The sequence below is a fragment of the Sphingomonas panni genome, assembly GCF_022664435.1.
Classification (GTDB): Bacteria; Pseudomonadota; Alphaproteobacteria; order Sphingomonadales; family Sphingomonadaceae; genus Sphingomonas; species Sphingomonas panni.
In genome coordinates this window covers 321,944-342,862 of the sequence record NZ_JAKREU010000003.1, presented here as the reverse complement: position 1 = coordinate 342,862, position 20,919 = coordinate 321,944, and the positions used below count along the sequence as shown (strand labels likewise).

Sequence of the window (20,919 nt, the reverse complement as noted above, 5' to 3'; positions counted from 1 at the left end):
CTATCGCGGGCGGCGAAAATATCCGGGGGGTCAGCGCTTCAGCAGATAGTTCAGCCGGGCGGCGGCGATGGGGCGGTCGCGATCGTCCTGCCACGCGGTCGCGGTGACATTGGCGATGCGCGTGCCCAGCCGGGTGACCTCTCCGGCGGCAAAGGTCGTGCGCTCGCGCCCGCCGCGCATGAAGTCGATGGTGACGTTGATCGGCTTGATGACCGTCTCTTCCTCACCCAGCGCCGCGCGCAACGCGGCCCAGGCGGCCATTTCGAGCATCCCGCCGATCGCGCCGCCATGGACGAAGCCCGGCCGGCCCAGCACGTCGCGACCGAACTCCATCGTCACCAGCGGATTGCCCTGCGCATCGGTGGCGAAGGTCAGGCCGAGCAGGTCGGCATAGGGCGACATGCTCATGCCGCCACGTCCAGCAGCATGAAGGTGCCCGCGACATGCGCGACCGGGTCTTGCGGGTCGCCGTCATGGGCGATGCCGCGCACGAACGCGACCTGCCGCGCCACGCGGTAGCATTCGCCGCGCCCGATGACCGTCCGCCCCGGTGTCGCCGGCCGCAGATAGTCGAGCCGCAGGTCGAGCGTCGCATGGGGCAGGAACGCCCCGCGCCGCAGCCACACGCCGACGCTGGTCGCCATGTCCATCAGCGTGACGATCGGCCCCGACGCCAGCACCCCGCGCGCCGGATCGCCGATCAGGTCGTCGCGAAACGGCAGCAGCAACTCGCACCAGTCGGCCCCGTGCGCCTGATACCCGATGCCCAGCCGCGACCCATGGCCGTCGAGCCGGGCGGCGAAGAAACGGGCCGGGTCGAAACCGGGCAAAGGGGGAGGGACGCGCATCGCCAGCGTCATAGGGCCGAACGCACGCGGAATGAAGCGCGCGATCATAACAGCCTTGTAACTATGGCCGGCAAGTATGGGGGCATAGGATCGCGGCCGCGGCGCAGGAACGTCGCAACAGGGGGAAACGGGATATGCCGATCGTCACCATGGCGCTGGCCGACATCGTCGAACTGGGCACGCAGGTCGCGACCACCGGCGCGATCCGCGCCGCGGAGGCGTCGGGCGACCAAGTCTTCGAATATATCATCGCCGTCGCCATGCTGGTGTACGAAATGTATCCGAACCCCAGCTGAGATGCGGAGACCGATCGACGACCGGTTGCGCGATGCGATCGCATCGGCGCGGACTCGGTCGCTGGCCGCCGGTCGGGCGTGGGTCGACGATGCGGCGGTCCGGGCGGTAACCGCGCGCTTTGCCGATGTGACGACGCTGGCCGAGGGAGAGGCCGCTGCGCGTTCGCTGGTGGATGACGCCGGATGGGTCGAGGCGCTGCTCACTCCGTGGATCGCCCGGTTGCGGGACGATCCGTTGTTTGAACCGCCGTTCAGGAGCCAGCGCGACGCGCTGCGCACCGGCATGGTGCTGGCCGAAACCCCGGCGGCGAGCGTGACGATGGCGGCGATCGACCACCTTGCCCCGGCCGCGCGGACGATGCCCGATACGGTGGTCGTCGGCGGGCGGGTGTCGTGGACGCGGTATCTGCGCGGGGGTGAGGCGCGGTTGTGGCGATGGCGCGCCGACCCGGTCGATGCCGGGTGGCATGGCGGTATTGCCGAACCCGCCCGGCCGATCGGCGTGCAGCCGCTGGCCGATGGCGCGGTGGTGCGGATCGACGGGCGGACCGATGCGATGCTGCTCGCCGATCCGGCGGCGGCGATCCTGTCGGTGACGATCACGCTGCGCCACGGGGCCGCGCCGTTCATGCGCGAATATGACCGGCGGAGCGGCACGCTGGTCCGGGTGGCGACGCTGGACGATGGCGCGGCGCGCAGCTCGATGTTGCTGACGCTGCTGCGCGAACTCGGGCAGGCGGATGCGGAGGTGTTCGATGCGCTGTCGCACGATCCGGCGTTCTTCGTCCGATGGGACGCGATGCGCGAATGGCTCGCCGCCGATGCCCGTGCCGCGCTGCCCCGGTTGCGGACGATGACCGATGATCCCCACCCGGACGTCCGCGCGGCGGCGAGCGCGATGGTGCCGGTGGTCGAAGCGCGGCTGGAGGCGGCATGGCCCGGTTGATTGATCCGGGCAGCGGCGATGCGATCACGCTGGACGATCTGGTCGAGCTGCTCGCCGAGGCGAAGGTCGATGTGCGCGACGAGGAGGCGTTCGCCTCGCTCGGGCCCGCGCTCGCGCGGCTGGGGCGCAACCGGCACTTCCTCGGCGAACTGGCGCTGGCCGAACTGAAACAGCGGTGCCGGGGACAGGTCGATGGTAATGCCTATGGCGCGCAGGTCCTATTGCTGCGTCCGCCCGATGGCCGGTTCGTGCTGCGTGCGAATTTCTGGCCGGCGGCACAGGATCGGGCACTCCGGGCCGGCGGGCGGGGGGCCTATTTCTACGACCTGCCGCACGACCATAATTTCCCGTTCCTGACGGTCGGCTATCACGGGCCGGGCTATTGGAGCGACGATTATCGCTATGATGTCGGCGCGATCGACGGTGTCGTCGGCGAAGTGGCGGGGCTGCGCCATGTCGGGCGGTCGCGGCTCGATCCGGGGAAGGTGCTGCTGTACCGGATGCGCGACGACGTGCATGTCCAACTGCCGCCCGATGCGTTTTCGGTGTCGCTCAACATCCTCGGCTATGACGCGGCCCAGCCGTGGCTCGACCAGTATCGCTTCGACATTCGCGGCAACACGATCGCGCAGGTGCTGACCTCCACGCCGGCCGAGATACTCGTGACGCTGGCAGCGGGGGTGGACCTGCCCGGCGCGCTGGACCTTGCCGAGGGTTTTGCGCGCCATCATCCGTGCGAGCGGATGCGGATCACCGCGACCGACGCGCTGGTGCGGTTCGGACCCGATCCCGCGGCAGCGCTCGACCGGGCCTCGGGCGACACGTCGCGGCGGGTGGCGATCCATGCCCGACAATTGCGCGAACAGATCGATCCGGTTCGGACCGGGTTGCCGTAACCGCCGGCGCGCGCGCGGCTAAGGTACGGGCGATGCAGCTTGTCGCCGTCCTCGATCCGATGCCCGCGCTGGTCGTTCCGGCGCGGCGGCGCGGTATCGCGCTGCAAACCTTGGCCGAGGCACCCCATGCCGCCGTTCGCGTCGCCCGCTGGCGCCGGCACGAGCAGTGCGTATCGGGTCGCCTGCACATGGTCCGCGCGGGCAAGCGATCGGTGCGGGCGATGCTGCTGGTCGAGGATGCCGCCGCGCTTGCCGAGGGGCTGGACGCCGGCGCGGACGATGCGGTGCTGGAACGCGCCCACCCGGTGGAGATCGTCGCCCGGATGCTGGCATTGTTGCGGGGGCCACGTCATGCCGGGATGCTCACCATCGGCGACCTGACCATCGACCGCGCCGCCCGCCGGGCATGGCGCGGCGGCGCGGCGCTGCACCTGCTGCCGCGCGAATATGCGGTGCTGGCCTATCTCGCCGACCATGCGGGCAGCACCATCTCGCGCGAGGCATTGTTGCGCGGGGTGTGGGACCGCGCCTTCGATCCTGGTACCAATGTCGTACAGGTGCAGATGTCACGGCTGCGTGCAAAGCTGGACGCGGCCGGACCGCCACTGCTGCACACCGATCGCGGGCGCGGCTATCGGCTGGGCGATCCGCCATGGCTTCCGGCACCGGCGACCGATAGATAGGTCGCGAAAGAAAACGGGAAGAGGATGCCGCATGACTCGGGTGACGGTTGCGATGGTCGATGGCGTCGCCGAGGTGCGGCTGGCGCGCGGCGACAAGATGAACGCCATCGACCCCGCGATGTTCGATGCGCTGATCGACGCGATCGACACGCTGCGCACGTCTTCGGCCCGCTGCGTCGTGCTGTCGGGCGAGGGGCGGGCTTTCTGCGCCGGGCTGGACATGGCCAGCATGGCGGCGGGCGCGGCGGGGCTGGATCTGGCGACGCGCACCCACGGCATCGCCAATCGCGTGCAGCAGGTGGCGTGGGGCTGGCGGACGCTGCCGATGCCGGTCATCACGGCGGTCCATGGGCTGGCGTTCGGCGGGGGCCTGCAGATCATGGCCGGCGCCGATGTGCGCATCGCCGCGCCCGATACGCGCTTTGCGGTGCTTGAGGCGAAATGGGGGCTGGTCGCGGACATGGCCGGCTTTGCGCTGTGGCGCGAGGTGCGCGGCGATATCCTGCGCGAACTGGCCTTTTCCGCGCGCGAGTTCACGGCGGAAGAGGCGCTGCGGGCCGGGTTCGTGACGCGGCTGTCCGACGATCCGCATGGCGCGGCGATGGTGCTGGCCCGCGCTATCGCCGCCCGCAGCCCCGACGCGGTACGTGCCGCCAAGCGGATGGCGAACCTTGCCGACGAAGCCGATGCGGCGGCGATCCTCGCTGCGGAAAGTGCCGAGCAACAGGCGCTGCTCGGCACGCCCAATCAGGTCGAGGCAGTGCGGGCGGGGATGGAGCGGCGAGCGGCCGTTTTTCGGGACTGACCCGCGCATCGTCATTCCCGCGAAGGCGGGAATCCATACACGCTGGACTATCGGCAAGAAACGCAACGTCAGCGTCTATGGACTCCCGCCTTCGCGGGAGTGACGGGGTTTTGGCCTGCGCCGACCGCAGCCAACGATAGCCGTCAAATATCCTGCACCAGCCGCCCGTACAGCTCCGGCCGGCGATCGCGGAAGAAGCCGAACGCCGCGCGGTGGCGCTTTACGCGATCGAGGTCGAAGGTTGCGGTGATGACGCCCTCTTCCTCGCGATCCAGTTCCGCGACGATGTCGCCGCGCTCGTCGGTGATGAACGACGTGCCGTAGAAGGTCTGGCCATGTTCCACGCCGATGCGGTTGGCGGCAACGACCGGTACGACGTTCGACACCGCATGACCGACCATCGCCCGCCGCCACAGTCGCGCGGTGTCGAGGCTGGTGTCATGCGGTTCGCTGCCGATCGCGGTCGGGAAGAACAGCAGCTGCGCACCCATCAGCATCAGCGCGCGCGCGGTTTCGGGATACCATTGGTCCCAGCAGATGCCGACGCCCAGCTTCGCCGGGCCGTCCCACACCTTGAACCCGGTATTGCCGGGACGGAAATAGAATTTTTCCTCGTATCCCGGCCCATCGGGGATATGGCTCTTGCGATACACACCCTGGATGCGGCCATCGGGGTCGATCATCGCCAGGCTGTTGTAATGATGCTGTCCGTCCAGTTCGAAGAAGCTGGTCGGGATCGCGATCTTCAGTTCGCGCGCCAGTTCCTGCATCGCCAGCACCGCCTTGTGCTCGCCGACCGGCTTGGCATTGGCGAACAGCCCCTCGTCCTCGACGCGGCAGAAATATTCGCCTTCGAACAATTCTGGCGGCAGCACGACCTGCGCGCCCCGGGCGGCGGCTTCGCGCACCAGGGCAGAGACATTGGCGATGTTGCGGTCGATATCGGCGGTGAAGCCGAGCTGGAGCGCGGCAACGGTGATGTCGGTCATGGACGGTCCTAAAGCGTGACGCCGAAACGGGCGGCGACGGGGATAGTGGCGCAATACAGCAGGATCGTGACACCGCAACCGGCGAGGAGCGCCCACCAGAAGCCGATCCCATGCCGCAGCAGCGCGGGCACGATCAGGAACATGGGAAGCGAGGGCAGCACATACCAGAAGGTCGCCTCCGCATGGGCCGCCAGCCGCACCGTGTCGCCCGTATCGCGCCACAGCCAGACCATGCCGAGCAGCGAGACGAGCGGCAGCGACGCGACCAGCGCCCCCGCCGCCGGACTGCGCCTTGCGATCAGCGCCACGGCGGCGACGATCAGCCCGGACAGCGCGGCGCGGAGCGCAAAGGCGATCAAGCGGCCGGAATCTGCTGGCTGATGCAGTGGAAACTGCCGCCGCCGGTCAGGATATGATCGGCGCGCAGTCCGACGACCTCATGGTTCGGAAAAATTTCGGCGAACGCAGCGACTGCCGCAGCATCGGTCCCGGTGCCATAGAGCGGCACGACCACCGCGGCATTGCCGATATAGAAGTTCATGTGGCTGCCCGGAATGATCTCCTCGTCGGGCGACAGCACGCGGCCCGGCGACGGGACGAGCACGACCTCGACACCGAATGCCTTCGCGCGGGCGGCGGCATCCTGATAGATGCGCCAGTTCGGATCATTCTCCGCCGCTTGCGGGATCGCCAGCCGGTTCGGCCCGACGAAACGGGCGAGGTTGTCGACATGGCCGTCGGTATGGTCGTTCAGCAACCCGTCGCCCAGCCACAGCACCCGGTCATAGCCCAGGTCCTCGCGCAGGCGCGTTTCGGCGGTTTCCCGATCGAAATGGTCGTTGCGATTGCGGTTCAGCAGGCATTGCTCGGTCGTGACGACCAGCCCCGTGCCGTCGCCGTCGAGCGCGCCGCCCTCGACGATCCAGTCATGCTCCACGACGTCCAGTCCCCGCTCGCGGGCGAGGCGCAGGCCGATATCGTCGTCGCCGGGCAGGTCGTATTTGCCGCCCCAGCCGTTGAAGCCGAACGAATGCGCGGTGCCGTCGCCGCCGATGATCGGGCCGGTGTCGCGCAGCCAGATATCGCCGAACGGTTCGATCACGACCTCGGCAAAGGGTGCCCGCTGCCGCGCATCGTCGGCGGCTTCGATATCGGCCGCGACCAGCAGCACCTTCTCGCCCCGGCCATCGGCATGGACGGCGCGGGCAAAGGCGACGACTTCGTCACGGGCGGGGTCGAGGTCCTCCTGCCACAGTTCGGGATGGCTGGGATAGCCGATCCATACGGCGGCGTGGGGGGCCCATTCGGGTTTCGGCGCGGTCATGCGCGCGGAAATAGTGGATCGCGCGCCGGAGGAAAAGAGCCTGCCGTAGTGCACCGCACGGGCAAACCTTGCCCCGGCGGCGGCGATGCGCGATGGGGCGGCCAGTGCCTCCATCCGCCAGGAACCCGAGTCCCATGAAATTCTTCGTCGACACCGCCGATACCAACGACATCCGCGAACTGGCCGATACCGGCCTGCTCGACGGGGTCACCACCAACCCGTCGCTGATCCACAAGTCGGGCCGCGATTTCCTCGAAGTCGTCGCCGAAATCTGCTCGATCACGCCCGGCCCGGTGTCGGCCGAAGTGGTCGCGCTCGACCACGAAGGCATGATGCGCGAGGCCGAAATCCTGCGCAAGATCGCCGACAATGTTGCGGTGAAGGTGCCGCTGACCATCGACGGCCTCAAGACCTGCAAGGCGCTGACCGACGATGGCACGATGGTCAACGTGACCCTGTGCTTCTCGGCGAATCAGGCGCTGCTGGCGGCGAAGGCCGGCGCGAGCTTCGTCTCGCCGTTCGTCGGCCGGCATGACGATATCGGCTTCGACGGCATGGGGCTGATCAGCGATATCCGCCTGATCTACGACAATTATGATTTCGGCACCGAAATCCTCGTCGCCAGCGTCCGTCACCCGATCCACGTCCTCGAATCGGCCAAGCTGGGTGCGGACGTGATGACCGCGCCGCCGTCGGTGATCCGCGCGCTGGTCAAGCACCCGCTGACCGACAAGGGCATCGAGGGCTTCATGGCCGACTGGGCCAAGTCGGGCCAGACCATCGGCTGATCCGCGTTCGACAGCGGCTGCGGCATGGCGCTATCAGGCGACCATGACGCAGCCGCTGCCGCTGGCTTTCGCCACCCATCTTTCCCGCGACCGCCGCCGGTCTGCGCATACCGTCCGGGCCTATGCCGCGACTGCCGAGCGGCTGGTCGCGTTCCTGCAGGGCCATTGGGGCGGCGCGGTCGATGCGCCCATGGTCCACCGCATCACCGCCGCCGACCTGCGCGCCTTTCTCGCCCATCGCCGCGAACAGGGGCTGGGCAATGCTGCCGCCGCGCGCGAATTGTCGGCGGTGCGGGCATTTATTGCCTTTGCCGGGGGTGAAGCCCCGCCGCTGCGTGGTCCCCGCGTCGCGAAGAACGTTCCCCGTCCGATCTCTCCCTACGAAGCCGTCGCATTAGCCGGGGAAGTCGCCGATGCCGCCGCCGAGCCATGGATCGGCGCGCGCGACTGGGCGATCCTGTTGCTGCTCTATGGCGCGGGCCTGCGCATCGGCGAGGCGCTGTCGCTGACCGGGCGCGTGCTGCCGCTGGGTGAGACACTGGTCGTGACCGGCAAGCGCGACAAGACACGGATGGTGCCGCTGCTCCCGCCGGTACGCGCGGCGGTAGAGGCTTATGTCGCACAGCAACCCTGGGGCACTGCCCGCGACGCCCCGCTGTTCCGTGGGGCGAAGGGCGGGGCGCTTGATGCCGGTGTGGTGCGCAAGGCGGTGCGCACCGCCCGCGTCGCGCTGGGCCTGGGCGACCGTACGACGCCGCACGCGCTGCGCCACAGCTTCGCGACGCATCTGCTCGGTCGCGGGGCGGACCTGCGCTCGCTCCAGGCGCTGCTGGGCCATGCCAGCCTCTCGTCGACGCAAATCTATACCGCCGTCGATGCGGCGCATCTGCTGGATGTGTACCGGAATGCACATCCGCGGGGGTAGGGGTGGCCGGGCAAGATACCGCTTGCCCACTCCGTCACCCCGGACTTGATCCGGGGTCCCGCTTCTTCTTCGATCGCGGCCAGGAAAGCGGGACCCCGGGTCAAGCCCGGAGTGACGAGGGGGAGGGCAGTGTGCGTCCCTCGACGTTGCTCCAAAACACGAACGCCGCGCCGGACCCCAGTCCGACGCGGCGTTCGCCTAACCCAATGTGCCGAACGCCTTAGCCGGCCTGCTCGGCGAGGATCGTCAGCCCCTTTGCGGTCACCTCGGCAAAGCCGCCGCGGATCGCAATGCGCTCCGCCTCGCCCTTTTCGGCGCGCTGGATCAGGACGTCGCCGTCGCGGATCGTCGACATGAACGGGGCATGGCCCTCCAGCACGCCGAAGTCGCCTTCGGTGCCCGGCACGGTGACCATATAGACCGATTCCGAGCGCACGAGCTTTTCGGGGGTCACGAGTTCGAAGTGCAGCATGTCAGGGTCTCGTTTCAATCGCGCGGTCGAACGCGGCGGTGGCCGCATCGAACTTGTCCCGGCAGCCGGGATTACAGAAGCCGACCACCGCGCCGCGATACACCGTCAGGGCGTCGTCGCTGATCGGCTTACCCGACCAGGGACAGACATCGTTCACGGCATCCTCGCGGCGCAGTGCCGTCATCAGGCGTCCTGCGCCATCTTCTGTGCCTTGGCGACGACTTCGTCGATGCCGCCGACCATGTAGAAGGCCGATTCCGGCAGGTGGTCATACTCGCCCTCGACGACCGCCTTGAACGACTTCACCGTGTCCTCCAGCGCGACGAACTTGCCGCTGATGCCGGTGAAGACTTCCGCGACGTGGAACGGCTGGCTGAGGAACTTCTGAATCTTGCGGGCGCGGGCGACCGTGATCTTATCCTCTTCGCTCAGCTCGTCCATGCCGAGGATGGCGATGATGTCCTGCAGCGACTTGTAGCGCTGGAGCAGCGACTGCACGGCGCGCGCCGTGTCGTAATGCTCCTGGCCGACCGTGCGCGGCTCCAGCACGCGGCTGGTCGAATCGAGCGGATCGACCGCCGGATAGATGCCGAGTTCCGAGATGGCGCGGTTGAGAACGGTCGTCGCGTCCAAGTGGGCGAACGACGTCGCCGGTGCCGGATCGGTCAAATCGTCGGCGGGGACGTAGATCGCCTGCACCGAGGTGATCGAGCCCTTGTTGGTCGAGGTGATGCGCTCCTGCAGCGCGCCCATGTCGGTCGACAGGGTCGGCTGATAGCCCACCGCCGACGGGATGCGGCCGAGCAGCGCCGACACTTCCGAACCCGCCTGGGTGAAGCGGAAGATGTTGTCGACGAAGAACAGCACGTCCTGGCCTTCGACGTCGCGGAAATATTCGGCGATCGTCAGGCCCGACAGCGCGACGCGCGCACGGGCGCCCGGCGGTTCGTTCATCTGGCCGTACACCAGCGCCACCTTCGAACCCTCGCTGGTCGGATTGCCTTCGGCATCCTTGGCAATGACGCCCGCGTCGAGGAATTCGTGGTACAGGTCGTTGCCCTCGCGGGTACGCTCACCCACGCCCGCGAACACCGACGTGCCGCCATGGCCCTTGGCGATGTTGTTGATCAGTTCCTGGATGAGAACCGTCTTGCCGACGCCGGCGCCGCCGAACAGGCCGATCTTGCCGCCCTTCGCATAGGGGGCGAGCAGGTCGATGACCTTGATGCCGGTGACGAGGATCGCGCTCTCGGTCGACTGGTCGACGAATTCCGGTGCCTTGGCGTGGATTGGGGCGGTGGTTTCCGCGCCGACCGGACCACGCTCGTCGATCGGCTCTCCGACGACGTTCAGGATGCGGCCGAGCGTCTTCGGGCCGACCGGCACGCGGATCTGCGAACCGGTGTCCTTGACCGACTGGCCACGGGTCAGGCCTTCGGTTGCGTCCATCGCGATCGTGCGGACGGTGTTCTCGCCCAGATGCTGCGCGACTTCGAGGACCAGCCGGTTGCCGTTATTGTCGGTTTCCAGTGCCGACAGGATGGCGGGCAGTTCGCCGTCGAACGTCACGTCGACGACCGCGCCGATCACCTGGCTGATGCGGCCGGTATTGTTGGTGCTGCCCTGCGGGGCGTAGGTGTCTGCGGCGGTTGCCATTACGGGTTCCTCGGGTGGCTGTCCCCGGCTTGGCGGCCGGGACGGGTAAAGGTCACGATCAGGCGACGACCGCCATCGATCGGTTCACGGGTAATCTTGTAGTCCGCGCCGGGCAGGGTACCCGATGCGGGGCTTTCGGTGCGGATCGCCTTTTCGACGACATCCTGCCCCGGCAGCGCCATCGATGCCAGCGGCCGGTTCACCCAGCGGATGAACTGGTCCTTGGCGAACGGGCTGGAATCGAGGTTCACGATGTCGAGCGTGAAGCGCAATTCACCGATCCGCTGGGCATCGCCGGTCACGCTCAGATTGGCGGTGTTGACCGGCTTGATCGACGGATCGCCCATCGGGGTGGGCTGTGCCGTCGTCACGAACGCGCCACCGTTGGGCGCATAGGCCGACAGGCGGAAGCCCATGCCGTTCAGCAGCTCGATCGTGCGCGGCGCGTCGCCCAGCACGGTGGCCCAGCCGCCATCGACGAACGGCGTCGGCGTCGCGCGCGGCTTGTCCGCTGCCTTGTCGGCAGCGGGCTGACCGCAGCCGGCCAGCGTGGCGACGAGCGCCAGCAGGACGGCGGGCCGGATCACAGCGCTTCGGCGCCCGAGATGATCTCGACCAGTTCGGTCGTGATCGCGGCCTGGCGGGTGCGGTTATATTCGATGGTCAGACGGTTGATGAGGTCGCCCGCATTGCGCGTGGCATTGTCCATCGCCGTCATCTTCGAACCCTGTTCCGACGCCGCATTTTCCTTCATCGCGCGATAGATCTGCACGGCGATGTTGGTCGGCAGCAGGCTGTCGAGGATCGCTTCCTCGCTTGGCTCATATTCCACCACGGCGTCGGCGGCGGGGGCCTTGGTCGCGTCGGGAATCTTGACCGGGATCAGCTGCTGCTCGGTCGGCTCCTGCGTCAGCACCGTCTTGAACGTGGCATAGAACAGGTGCGCGACGTCGAATTCGCCCGCTTCGTAGCGGCGGATCAGATCGTCGGCATAGCCCTTCGCATCGGCGAAGGTCAGCTTGCCCAGATCGCCCGGTTCGACCGCATGGACGAAACCTTCGCGGAACTGGCGGGCCAGCACGGCGCGGCCCTTGCGACCGATCGTCAGGAACTTGACGGTCTTGCCCTCGGCCTGCAGTTCGAGCGCGCGACGGCGAGCCAGACGGGCGATGTTCGAGTTGAACGCGCCGGCCAGCCCCTTGTCCGACGTCGCGACGACGAACAGGTGGACCTGATCGCGGCCGGTCCCGGCGAGCAGCGGCGAGCTGCCCTCGGTGATCTGCGCGGTGCTCGCCAGGCTGGCGACGACCTGCTCGACCCGCTGGGCATAGGGGCGACCGGCCTCGGCCGCCTCCTGCGCACGGCGCAGCTTGGCGGCGGCGACCATCTTCATCGCCTTGGTGATCTTCTGCGTCGACTTCACCGAGCCGATGCGCAGTTTCAGGGCCTTGAGACTAGCCATTTGTCTTCCCTACTCCCTCTCCCCCTCGGGGGAGAGGGTCGGGGAGAGGGGGCTGTCGCAACGACCGCCCCGCTCTGCCCCTCTCCCAACCCTCTCCCCCGCGGGGGAGAGGGCTTTGATGTTACGCGAAGGTCTTCGCGAACTGGTCGAGCGCGGCCTTCAGCCCCGACTTCGCCTCGTCGCCCAGGTCCTTGGTGTCACGGATCTTGGCCAGCACCTGCGGGTGGTTCGCCTTGAGGTCCGACAGCATCGCCGCTTCGTAGCGGACGACGTCGTTCACCGGAACGGTGTCGAGATAGCCTTGGGTGCCGGCGAAGATCGATGCGACCTGCTCCTCGAACGGCATCGGCGAGAACTGGGCCTGCTTGAGCAGCTCCGTCAGGCGCGCGCCGCGGTTCAGCAGCTTCTGCGTCGACGCGTCGAGGTCCGACCCGAACTGCGCGAAGGCGGCCATTTCACGATACTGGGCCAGCTCCAGCTTGATGCTGCCGGCGACCTTCTTCATCGCCTTGGTCTGCGCGGCGGAACCGACGCGGCTGACCGACAGGCCGACGTTGATCGCGGGGCGGATGCCGGCGAAGAACAGGTCGGTTTCGAGGAAGATCTGACCATCGGTGATCGAGATCACGTTGGTCGGGATATAGGCCGACACGTCGCCCGCCTGCGTCTCGATGATCGGCAGCGCGGTCAGCGAGCCGCCGCCATTGGCGTCCGACATCTTGGCGGCGCGCTCCAGCAGGCGGCTGTGGAGATAGAACACGTCGCCCGGATAGGCTTCGCGGCCCGGCGGACGGCGCAGCAGCAGCGACATCTGGCGATAGGCGACCGCCTGCTTCGACAGATCGTCGAACACGATCAGGCCGTGCATCCCATTGTCGCGGAAATATTCGCCCATCGCGGTGCCGGTGTACGGCGCCAGATACTGCAGCGGGGCGGGGTCCGACGCGGTCGCGGCGACGACGATCGAATATTCCATCGCGCCATTTTCTTCGAGCGTGCGCACCAGCTGGGCGACGGTCGAGCGCTTCTGGCCGACGGCGACATAGACGCAGTAGAGCTTCTTGCTCTCGTCATCGCCCGCATTCGCGATCTTCTGGTTGATGAAGGTGTCGATCGCGACCGCCGACTTGCCGGTCTGGCGGTCGCCGATGATCAGCTCGCGCTGGCCACGGCCGACGGGGACGAGGGCGTCGATCGCCTTCAGGCCCGACTGCATCGGCTCGCTGACTGACTGGCGCGGAATGATGCCCGGTGCCTTCACGTCGACGCGCGCGCGCTGTTCGCTGACGATCGGGCCCTTGCCGTCGATCGGGTTGCCGAGGCCGTCGACCACGCGACCCAGCAGGCCCTTGCCGACGGGAACGTCGACGATGGTGCCGGTGCGCTTGACGGTGTCGCCTTCCTTGATCGACGAGTCCGACCCGAAGATCACGACGCCGACATTGTCGGCTTCGAGGTTCAGCGCCATGCCCTGGATGCCGCCGCCGAACTCGACCATTTCGCCCGCCTGGACGTTGTCGAGCCCGTGGATGCGGGCGATGCCGTCACCGACCGACAGCACCTGGCCGACTTCCGAAACCTGCGCTTCGGTGCCGAAATTGGCGATCTGGTCGCGGATGACCTTCGAGATTTCTGCGGCGCGGATATCCATGTTCAGCCTTTCATCGCGTGCGCGAGCGTGTTCAGTCGGGTCTTGATCGAGCTATCGATCATCTGGCTGCCGATCTTCACGACCAGTCCGCCAAGGAGAGAGTGGTCGACCTTCAGGTCGATGGCGACCTCGCGGCCGACCCGGTGACGCAGCTGCTGCTTGAGCGCGTCGACCTGGGCCTGGTCCAGCGGGTGGGCCGAGACGACCTCCGCATTCGTCTCGCCGCGCGAACGGGCGGCAAGGTCGCGGAAGGCGCGGATGATCGCCGGCAGGTCGCCCAGGCGACGATTCTGCGCCAGCACGCCGAGGAAATTGGCGGTGAGCGGGTCGAGGCCCAGCACCGGCACCAGCGCCGCGATGGCGCGCGCGGCGTCGTCGCGACCGACCAGCGGGCTCTTCACCAGCGCGGCCAGATCGGCCGATTCGCCCATCGCGGTCGACACCGTCTTCAGGCTCGATTCGACGGCCGTCAGCTGGCCCTGCTGCCGGGCGAGGTCAAACAGCGCGGTCGCATAGCGGCCGCCCAGGCTCGCCTGGATCGTACCGCCGCCACCAGTAGTTCCGCCGGATGTCTCCACGCGCGCGTCCTTGTCAGGGGTCAATTCAACGTCCCATGCCGATAAGGGAGCTGCCATGCCAACCGCCGTCGCGAACCAATGTCGCGCCGCTGACCGGCCCATGCGCCCCCGATGGGTCGTGGGGCCGCTAGCATCGGTGTCACGATTTCGCAAGCTTTGTGGGACGTGGGTCCGCGCAATGCGATTCACGGGGATGCTGAACGAGGGATTACGCAACCCGCTCCGCGCATTCAGCGGATCCCCGCGCAGGCAGGAATCGAGTGCCCCGATCGGCAGCGCCTGTAACTCTGAACCCCCGCCTGCGCGGGGGTGCGGATATTACTTCGCCGCCGTACAGCGATACACCAGCCGCTCGTTGACCTGCGCCGGCAGCGACGTGCGAATCGCCGATTGCTGCGTCGCCAGCGCCGCGCGCCCGCCCGTGTCGGCGGCGCACGCCTTTTGCTGCACCTGCCCGCGCAGCGTACGGGCACGCTGCATCGCCTCGGCCGACAGCAGGTAGCGGCTGTTGGTATAGCTGCCGCTCAGCGGATCGAAGCGCAGTACGGAGACGGTCGCGTCTTCGTTCGGCACGAGGATGCGTTCCCAGCCGCCGCCCGGCGCCTCGGCATATTGCGTCCGGCCGTTCATGCAGCCATCGCCGCGCCAGTCGAAGCGGACCGTCTCGACCGGCGGCAGGATGATGCGGCTGCGTTCGGGCACCAGCGCGCATTGCAACGGCCCCGACAGCGCCGTCGCACGGGTCGCGGCGGTACGGCCCGATTCGTCGGCGGCGGCGACCGATTCGGGATCGAAATCGGGCCGCAGCAGGAACGTCGCGACCGCCGCGACGAACAGCACGCCACCACCGATCGCGGCGAGGCGCGCATGGCGTTGCTGCTTCTTCTGCCGCCTGCTCGCCAGCATCCCCGCATAGCCGACCGCCAGCACCGACAGGGCCAGCAGCAGCGCCGCAATGGCGATCATGTTCTCGCGCGTTTCGGCATTGTCGGCGCGCGCCTTTTCCAGCGCGGCCTCGCGGTCGTCGCGGGCGCGTTCGGCGGCGGCACGGGCGCGCTCGCGATCCTCGACGCTCTGCCGCTCGGCATCGGCCCGGTCGCGCGCATCGGCATCGGCGAGCGTCAGGCAGGGGGTGGCGATGGTTGAGACTGGCTGGTCGGCCTCGCGCAGGAACGCGATCAGTTCGCTGTCGGCGATGGCGAAGGCGAAGCTGGCATCGCCTTCCTCGCCCCGCGTCAGCGCCGAATTGACCCCCAGCACCCGGCCGCACCGGTCGAGCAGCGGCCCGCCCGAATTGCCGCGCGCGATGCTGGCAGTGTGGACCAGCACGGAGGTTCCCTCGAGGGTGCGGTTTCCCGACATCACGCCCTGCGACCGCACCGGCGCGGTCGGCGTCACGAAGTCATCGGCCGATCGCGCGGTCGCCAGGTCGACATTGCCCGGATAGCCCAATGCGATCAGCGGATCGCTCTCCCCCAACGGCCCGGTATAGAGGGTGAGCGGCGGCAGGCGCACGCCGCTGACCTCGATCAGGGCCAGGTCGCGCGACTTGTCGAGGCGCAGCACGCGACCCTCGAACGACTTGTCGCCCTCCGACGGCACCACGCCGACCACCGCTTCGCCGGGATAGCGTTCCAGCAGCTCGACGACATGGGCGTTGGTGACGATCCGGCCCGGCGCGACGGCAAAGCCGGTGCCATGTTCGATATCGACCATCTCGCCATCGACCGTCGCGATGACCACGACCCGCACCACCCCGCGCGCCGCCGCCGACACGTCGTCGGCACGGGCTGGCGCGGACAGGGAGAGGAGGGCGGCGAACACCACCATCCAGGTCGTCAGCAATCGCATGATCGGCATTCCGTCTTTCCCCATGACGCCGCCGTTTCGGCGAAAGCGGCGCGCGGGGCAAGAGGGAGGGCGTAACCGCTGCGTTCATCGTCACCCCGGGCTTGACCCGGGGTCCCGCTTACTTGCCGCGGTAGAAGAAGAAGCGGGACCCCGGATCAAGTCCGGGGTGACGATGGTGGCGGAGGAGTGGGGCTTCAAACGAAACTATACGGATCGACGTCCACCGCCACCCGGACCTTCGTTCCCCATTCCACGCCGTCCAGCCAGTCGCGGATCACGTCCTGCACGTCTAGGCTGCGCGTCGCATGGACCAGCAGGCGGAATCGGTGCCGCCCGCGCAGCATGGCGAGCGGCGCGGGGGCGGGGCCGTAGACATGGCATCCCTCCACCTGCGGTGCGGCACGGCCGATGGCGCGGGCGGTCGCCTCCGCCGCGCCCTTGTCCTCCGACGACACGATGATCGCGGCATAGCGCCCGAACGGGGGCACCCCGGCATCGGCCCGCGCCTCGGTTTCGGCGGCATAGAAGCTGTCGGCATCGCCGGAGATCAGCGCCTGCATCACCGGCGCGTTCGGCTGCGTCGTCTGGATATAGACATGGCCGCGCTTGGTCCCGCGCCCCGCGCGCCCGGCGACCTGCGCGATCTGTTGAAAGGTGCGTTCGGACGCACGCAGGTCGCCGCCCTGCAGCCCCAGATCGGCATCGATCACCCCGACACAGGTGAGGTTCGGGAAATGATAGCCCTTGGTCACCAGCTGTGTGCCGACGACGATGTCGATGTCGCCTGCCTCCATCCGCCCGACGAACTCCGCCGCCTTGGCCGGGGACCAGATGGTGTCGGAGGTGACGATGGCGATCTTCGCAGTCGGCCACAGCGCCGCCGCCTCGTCCGCGATGCGTTCGACACCGGGACCGCAGGCGACCAGCGCGTCCTCCGCCTGGCATTCGGGGCAGGCGCGCGGGGTGGGGATCACATGACCACAATGATGGCACGACAGCCGGTGGATCAGCCGATGCTCGACCATCCATGCGGTGCAGTTGGGGCATTGGAAACGATGCCCGCACGACCGGCACAGCGTCAGCGGCGCATAGCCGCGCCGGTTGAGGAACAGCAGCGCCTGTTCCTTCCTCGCCAAAGTCTCGTCGATCGCCTTGACCAGCGGCGCTGCGATCCAGCGGCCGCGTTCGGGCGGCTGCTCGATCAGGTCGATCGCCTCGATCGTCGGCAGTTGCGCCTTGCCATAGCGGCCGGGCAGCTTGACCTCGGTATAGCGGCCTTGCGCCACCTGTTGCCGGGTCTCGATCGCCGGCGTGGCGCTGGCGAGGATCACCGGGCATTTCTCGAACAGCCCGCGCATCACCGCCACGTCGCGGGCGTGATAATGCACGCCCTCTTCCTGCTTGAAGCTCGTCTCATGGGCCTCGTCGACGACGATCAGGCCGAGATCGGCATAGGGCAGGAACAGCGCGGACCTTGCGCCGACCACGACCTTCGCCTGTCCGCTGGCGGTGGCGCGCCACGCCCGGCGGCGTTGCGTGCTGCGCAGGTCGCTGTGCCATGGCACCGGCTCACAGCCGAAGCGGGCGGTGAAGCGTTTCAGGAACGGTTCGGTCAGCGCGATTTCGGGCAGGAGCACCAGCACCTGCCGGTCCTGGCGGATCGCCGCCGCCACCGCCTCGAAATACACCTCGGTCTTGCCCGATCCGGTGACGCCGTCGAGCAGGAAAGGGTGAAAGGCGTTCGCATCGACCGCCCCCGTCAGCCGGTCGGCCGCCGCCTGCTGATCGGCGGACAAAGCGGGCTGATGATGGTCGGGGTCGGGGGTGGCATAGGGCTGGTCGATATCGACCGATACCGCCTCGATCGCCCCGAGCTTCACCAGCCCCCGGATCACCGCGTCGGACACGTCGGCGAGGGCCGCCAACTCGCGCACCAGCCCGCGCCGCTCGCCGATCCGCTCCAGCGCCTGTTCGCGCTGCGGCGTCATCCGCTCGGGCACCTGCCCCGTCGCGCGATATTCGATGGCGAGCTTCGCCCCCTCCAGCGCCGAATTCGACGCGAGGCACATGCGCAGCACGGAGGCGGGAGCAGCGAGATAATAGCCCGCCGTCCACTCGACCAACCGGCGCAACGGCGCAGCGATCGGTGGCACGTCGGCGACCGAGAGCAGGGGGCGCAGGCGATTGTCGCCGACTTCCTCCGCCGCCAGCCGCTCGGCATCCCACACCACCCCCAGCAGCTGCCGGGGGCCGAGCGGGGCGGTGACGATCGAACCCGGCTCGACGGTCATGCCATGCGGCACGCGGTAATCGAGCGGCCCGAGTGCGGCGTTGAGCAAAAGGACGCGGGCGCGGGACATGAACGGGTAGATAGGGAGGGTCGGGGCGGATTGGAATCCACCGCACATCTTCGTCGTCATGACGGTAGTGTCACCGTCCGGCGCTTCGCTATCCCGGCCCGTTCGTCATTCCCGCGAAGGCGGGAATCCATAGACGCCGACGATAGCGCCTCTTACGCAACCGTCGGCGTTTATGGGTCCCCGCCTTCGCGGGGACGACGAAAAAGATGGGGCCGGGGCGGGGCCGCCGCCCACGATTCGCTCCGTGAAAGGGCGAATTACAGCGCCAGTCGCACCGTCGCCCGGATGTCGCGCCCGGCCAGCGGCGCATAGTCCTTCAGGAAGCTGGCATGACGGCGTGCCTCCACGTCGAAGATGTTGTTCGCCGACAGCAGCAGCGTGGTCTTGCTGTCGCGCCCGAACGGCCGCAGCGACACCGATGCGTTGACCATCGTATAGGCCGGCGTCGTCGTCTCCAGCGCGGCGACGCGGTCCTGCGCGGTCACATGCTCGACCTCGCCGCGCACCTGCACCATCCGGCCCTGTGCCTCGATCCCGCCCAGCACGCGCAGCGGCGGGATGCGCGGGGCGGGGCCGCGGTCGACGATCGTCGCGCGGGTATAGTCGGCCAGGCCGTCGATGTTGATCGCCGTCTCGCCGAACTTCGCAAGGCGCGCCGACGCTTCGGCCTCGAAGCCCCACAGCCGGGCATCGGCCTGCGAATATTGGAACACGGGCAGGTCGTCCTCGACCGCGCCGGTCGGGTTCTCGTAGATGAAGTTGCGGAACCAGTTGTGATAGGCCGACAGCCCGAAGCTGTAGCCGTCGCCCGACCCCTTCAGCGTCGCTTCGAGGCCGTCGCTGATTTCCTTGGCAAAGCCCGGATTGCCGACCTCGAACGCCTGGGTGCCGGCGTGCGGGCCGTTGGCGAACAATTCTTCGGCCGACGGCGCGCGCTCGGTATGGCTGGCGTTGATGCCGAAGCGCAGATTGTCGCCCAGCCCGACGCTGCCGCCGAGCGAACCTGAGAAGCTGTCGAAGCTGCGGCGGATGTTGCCGTTACCCAGCAGGTCGTCGGCCGCCGCACGCGCTACGGTATATTCGTACCGCCCGCCGGCTTCCGCCCGGAACGCGCCCATGTCGAACGACTGGAGCGTGAACAGGCCATATTGCTGCGTTTCGTTGCGCGGCACGAACTTTTCCTCGCCCTGCACGTCGAAGTCGCGGATGAACATCTGCCCGCCGACCGCGCCGCGCCAGCCGCCGCGCGCCGCCTGCACCAGTTCGAGGCGCGCCTCGACGCTCTGGTTGAAGAAGCTGGTGCCGATCTCGCCGGTATCCTCGATTTCGTCATGGCGGTAATCGGCGAAGCCCGCGCGCAGGCGGATCTTTTCGAGGACGTTGCCGCCGGTCTCCACTTCGCCGCGCATATCGGCGCGGGTCTGCTGGACGTGCAGCGACACTTCCTCCGCCTCGCCGCCGTCCAGCGAATAGCGCACCGGCACGCCGTACCGGTTGTCGAGATGGCTGACCGAGAAGCCGAGATTGCCGGTATCGGTCACGACCGCCGCACCGCCGGCCACTTCCCACATCTTCGACTGCGAATTGGGCAGCTTGCCCTTCAGCTCGGCCAGTTCGCGGATATCGGCATCGGCGCTCGCCGCCGCCTGCGCGCGCAACGGGCGCGACAGGATATAGCCGCCGGTGTCGAGGTCGTCGGTGTTGCCATAGGTCCCGTCGAGGTGGAACACGACCTTGTCGGTCACCGGCACGTCGACCGCCGCCGACGCGTTGCGCTCGTTCGCGGCCGATCCGTAGTTCGCGATGGCGTCGACATGGATCGGTTCGTCGGGCACCCGGCGCGGGATGCGGCTGTCGATCACGTTCACCACGCCGCCGATCGCCGACGATCCGAACAGCAGGGCGGACGGCCCGCGCAGCACTTCGATCCGGTCGGCGGTCAGCGGGTTGATGGCGACGGCATGGTCGACCGAGGTGTTCGACACGTCGAAGCTGCCGATCCCGTCGGTCAGCACGCGGACGCGCTCGCCCTGCAGGCCGCGCAGCACGGGGCGCGAGGCGTTGGGACCGAAGCTGGTCGCCGACACGCCGGGCTGGCGGGCCAGCGTCTCGCCGATGGTCGGGCGCAGTTCGCGGGTCAGCTTCTCGCCGCTCAGCACGCTGGTGCCCGACAGGATATCGGCCTGGTTGCGCTGATACGGGGCGGTCACGATGATCTCGGGCGGGGCTTCGCTATGATAGCCGCCGGTGGTCGGCCCGGTGTCCTGAACCGTCGTGCTCTGGGCAAAGGCGGCGGCGGGCAGGGCCAAAGCGGTGGTCGACAGCCACAGGGCGGGACGGAACATTGCGAAGCACTCCAGTTTACGAAGACTCGGTCCGGTAGCGTAAT

At 68.1% G+C, this 20,919-nt stretch carries 22 protein-coding genes; 7 read left to right on the top strand and 15 right to left on the bottom strand.

Translation table 11 applies throughout. The features are described 5' to 3' along the window. Positions 1-30: 30 nt before the first annotated feature. Together MF609_RS08525 and MF609_RS08520 are read right to left on the bottom strand one after the other, a co-directional pair. Complete coding sequence (locus MF609_RS08525; protein ID WP_242415878.1) at positions 31-408, bottom strand: PaaI family thioesterase; 378 nt, start codon at positions 406-408, stop codon at positions 31-33. After that, a complete protein-coding gene (locus MF609_RS08520) occupies positions 405-848 on the bottom strand; it encodes a PaaI family thioesterase (protein WP_242416015.1) in 444 nt (147 codons plus the stop codon). The genes MF609_RS08525 and MF609_RS08520 overlap by 4 nt, the downstream gene beginning before the upstream one ends. Positions 849-982: 134 nt before the next feature. Between MF609_RS08520 and MF609_RS08515 the strand changes: the two genes are divergently transcribed. The 5 genes from MF609_RS08515 to MF609_RS08495 are packed head-to-tail and all read left to right on the top strand — an operon-like array spanning position 983 to position 4,474. Further along, positions 983-1,144, top strand: a complete 162-nt coding sequence (locus MF609_RS08515; RefSeq protein WP_242415877.1) for a hypothetical protein — start codon at positions 983-985, stop codon at positions 1,142-1,144. Between the two features lies 1 nt (position 1,145). Beyond that, positions 1,146-2,090 (top strand): hypothetical protein, encoded by a 945-nt coding sequence (locus MF609_RS08510; RefSeq protein WP_242415876.1) that lies wholly within the window; start codon positions 1,146-1,148, stop codon positions 2,088-2,090. Next, on the top strand, positions 2,078-2,986 hold the full coding sequence (locus MF609_RS08505) for a transposase (RefSeq protein WP_242415875.1): 909 nt from the start codon (positions 2,078-2,080) through the stop codon (positions 2,984-2,986). The genes MF609_RS08510 and MF609_RS08505 overlap by 13 nt, the downstream gene beginning before the upstream one ends. A gap of 32 nt (positions 2,987-3,018) precedes the next feature. Next, positions 3,019-3,669 carry a response regulator transcription factor gene (locus MF609_RS08500; RefSeq protein ID WP_242415874.1) on the top strand — a complete coding sequence of 217 codons (651 nt, stop codon included), beginning with the start codon at positions 3,019-3,021 and terminating at the stop codon, positions 3,667-3,669. Between the two features lie 31 nt (positions 3,670-3,700). Then, entirely contained in the window at positions 3,701-4,474 is a 774-nt protein-coding gene (locus tag MF609_RS08495) for a crotonase/enoyl-CoA hydratase family protein (RefSeq protein WP_242415873.1), read from the top strand. A 143-nt stretch (positions 4,475-4,617) separates the two neighbouring features. Here the strand turns inward: MF609_RS08495 and aguB are convergent, their stop codons facing one another. From aguB to MF609_RS08480, 3 genes are read right to left on the bottom strand one after another with little or no spacing between them, the layout of a single operon-like run. Beyond that, positions 4,618-5,463, bottom strand: coding sequence for an N-carbamoylputrescine amidase (aguB, locus tag MF609_RS08490; RefSeq protein ID WP_242415872.1), 846 nt, complete (start codon positions 5,461-5,463; stop codon positions 4,618-4,620). A gap of 8 nt (positions 5,464-5,471) precedes the next feature. Continuing rightward, positions 5,472-5,822 (bottom strand): DUF3147 family protein, encoded by a 351-nt coding sequence (locus MF609_RS08485; protein WP_242415871.1) that lies wholly within the window; start codon positions 5,820-5,822, stop codon positions 5,472-5,474. Beyond that, a complete protein-coding gene (locus MF609_RS08480) occupies positions 5,819-6,787 on the bottom strand; it encodes an agmatine deiminase family protein (protein WP_242415870.1) in 969 nt (322 codons plus the stop codon). Before MF609_RS08480 ends, MF609_RS08485 begins: the two co-directional genes overlap by 4 nt. A gap of 134 nt (positions 6,788-6,921) precedes the next feature. On the opposite strand from MF609_RS08480, the gene fsa reads away from it, so the two are divergent. Both fsa and MF609_RS08470 read left to right on the top strand, forming a co-directional pair. After that, positions 6,922-7,575, top strand: coding sequence for a fructose-6-phosphate aldolase (fsa, locus tag MF609_RS08475; RefSeq protein WP_242415869.1), 654 nt, complete (start codon positions 6,922-6,924; stop codon positions 7,573-7,575). 43 nt (positions 7,576-7,618) lie between these two features. Next, positions 7,619-8,500: a tyrosine recombinase XerC gene (locus MF609_RS08470; protein WP_242415868.1), complete on the top strand. Its 882-nt coding sequence runs from the start codon at positions 7,619-7,621 to the stop codon at positions 8,498-8,500. A 220-nt stretch (positions 8,501-8,720) separates the two neighbouring features. Here MF609_RS08470 and MF609_RS08465 read toward each other — a convergent pair whose 3' ends face one another. The 10 genes from MF609_RS08465 to MF609_RS08420 form a co-directional block, all read right to left on the bottom strand. After that, positions 8,721-8,972, bottom strand: a complete 252-nt coding sequence (locus MF609_RS08465) for an ATP synthase F1 subunit epsilon (RefSeq protein ID WP_055788798.1) — start codon at positions 8,970-8,972, stop codon at positions 8,721-8,723. 1 nt (position 8,973) lies between these two features. Then, positions 8,974-9,156, bottom strand: coding sequence for an eL24 family ribosomal protein (locus MF609_RS08460; RefSeq protein ID WP_242415867.1), 183 nt, complete (start codon positions 9,154-9,156; stop codon positions 8,974-8,976). Further along, positions 9,156-10,628, bottom strand: a complete 1,473-nt coding sequence (gene atpD / locus MF609_RS08455) for a F0F1 ATP synthase subunit beta (RefSeq protein ID WP_242415866.1) — start codon at positions 10,626-10,628, stop codon at positions 9,156-9,158. The genes MF609_RS08460 and atpD overlap by 1 nt, the downstream gene beginning before the upstream one ends. Next, positions 10,628-11,215 carry a hypothetical protein gene (locus MF609_RS08450; RefSeq protein ID WP_242415865.1) on the bottom strand — a complete coding sequence of 196 codons (588 nt, stop codon included), beginning with the start codon at positions 11,213-11,215 and terminating at the stop codon, positions 10,628-10,630. Before MF609_RS08450 ends, atpD begins: the two co-directional genes overlap by 1 nt. Continuing rightward, positions 11,212-12,090, bottom strand: coding sequence for a F0F1 ATP synthase subunit gamma (locus tag MF609_RS08445; protein WP_242415864.1), 879 nt, complete (start codon positions 12,088-12,090; stop codon positions 11,212-11,214). Before MF609_RS08445 ends, MF609_RS08450 begins: the two co-directional genes overlap by 4 nt. A 121-nt stretch (positions 12,091-12,211) precedes the next feature. Further along, the gene (gene atpA, locus MF609_RS08440) at positions 12,212-13,741 is read right to left on the bottom strand and encodes a F0F1 ATP synthase subunit alpha (protein WP_242415863.1); all 1,530 of its coding nucleotides are present in this window, start codon (positions 13,739-13,741) and stop codon (positions 12,212-12,214) included. A 2-nt stretch (positions 13,742-13,743) separates the two neighbouring features. Continuing rightward, positions 13,744-14,319 carry a F0F1 ATP synthase subunit delta gene (locus MF609_RS08435; protein WP_419723074.1) on the bottom strand — a complete coding sequence of 192 codons (576 nt, stop codon included), beginning with the start codon at positions 14,317-14,319 and terminating at the stop codon, positions 13,744-13,746. Between the two features lie 318 nt (positions 14,320-14,637). Next, positions 14,638-16,170: a S1C family serine protease gene (locus MF609_RS08430; protein ID WP_242415861.1), complete on the bottom strand. Its 1,533-nt coding sequence runs from the start codon at positions 16,168-16,170 to the stop codon at positions 14,638-14,640. Positions 16,171-16,364: 194 nt separating this feature from the next. After that, the gene (locus tag MF609_RS08425; protein WP_242415860.1) at positions 16,365-18,530 is read right to left on the bottom strand and encodes a primosomal protein N'; all 2,166 of its coding nucleotides are present in this window, start codon (positions 18,528-18,530) and stop codon (positions 16,365-16,367) included. A 257-nt stretch (positions 18,531-18,787) separates the two neighbouring features. Beyond that, positions 18,788-20,875 carry a TonB-dependent receptor gene (locus MF609_RS08420; protein WP_242415859.1) on the bottom strand — a complete coding sequence of 696 codons (2,088 nt, stop codon included), beginning with the start codon at positions 20,873-20,875 and terminating at the stop codon, positions 18,788-18,790. Positions 20,876-20,919 lie beyond the last annotated feature (44 nt).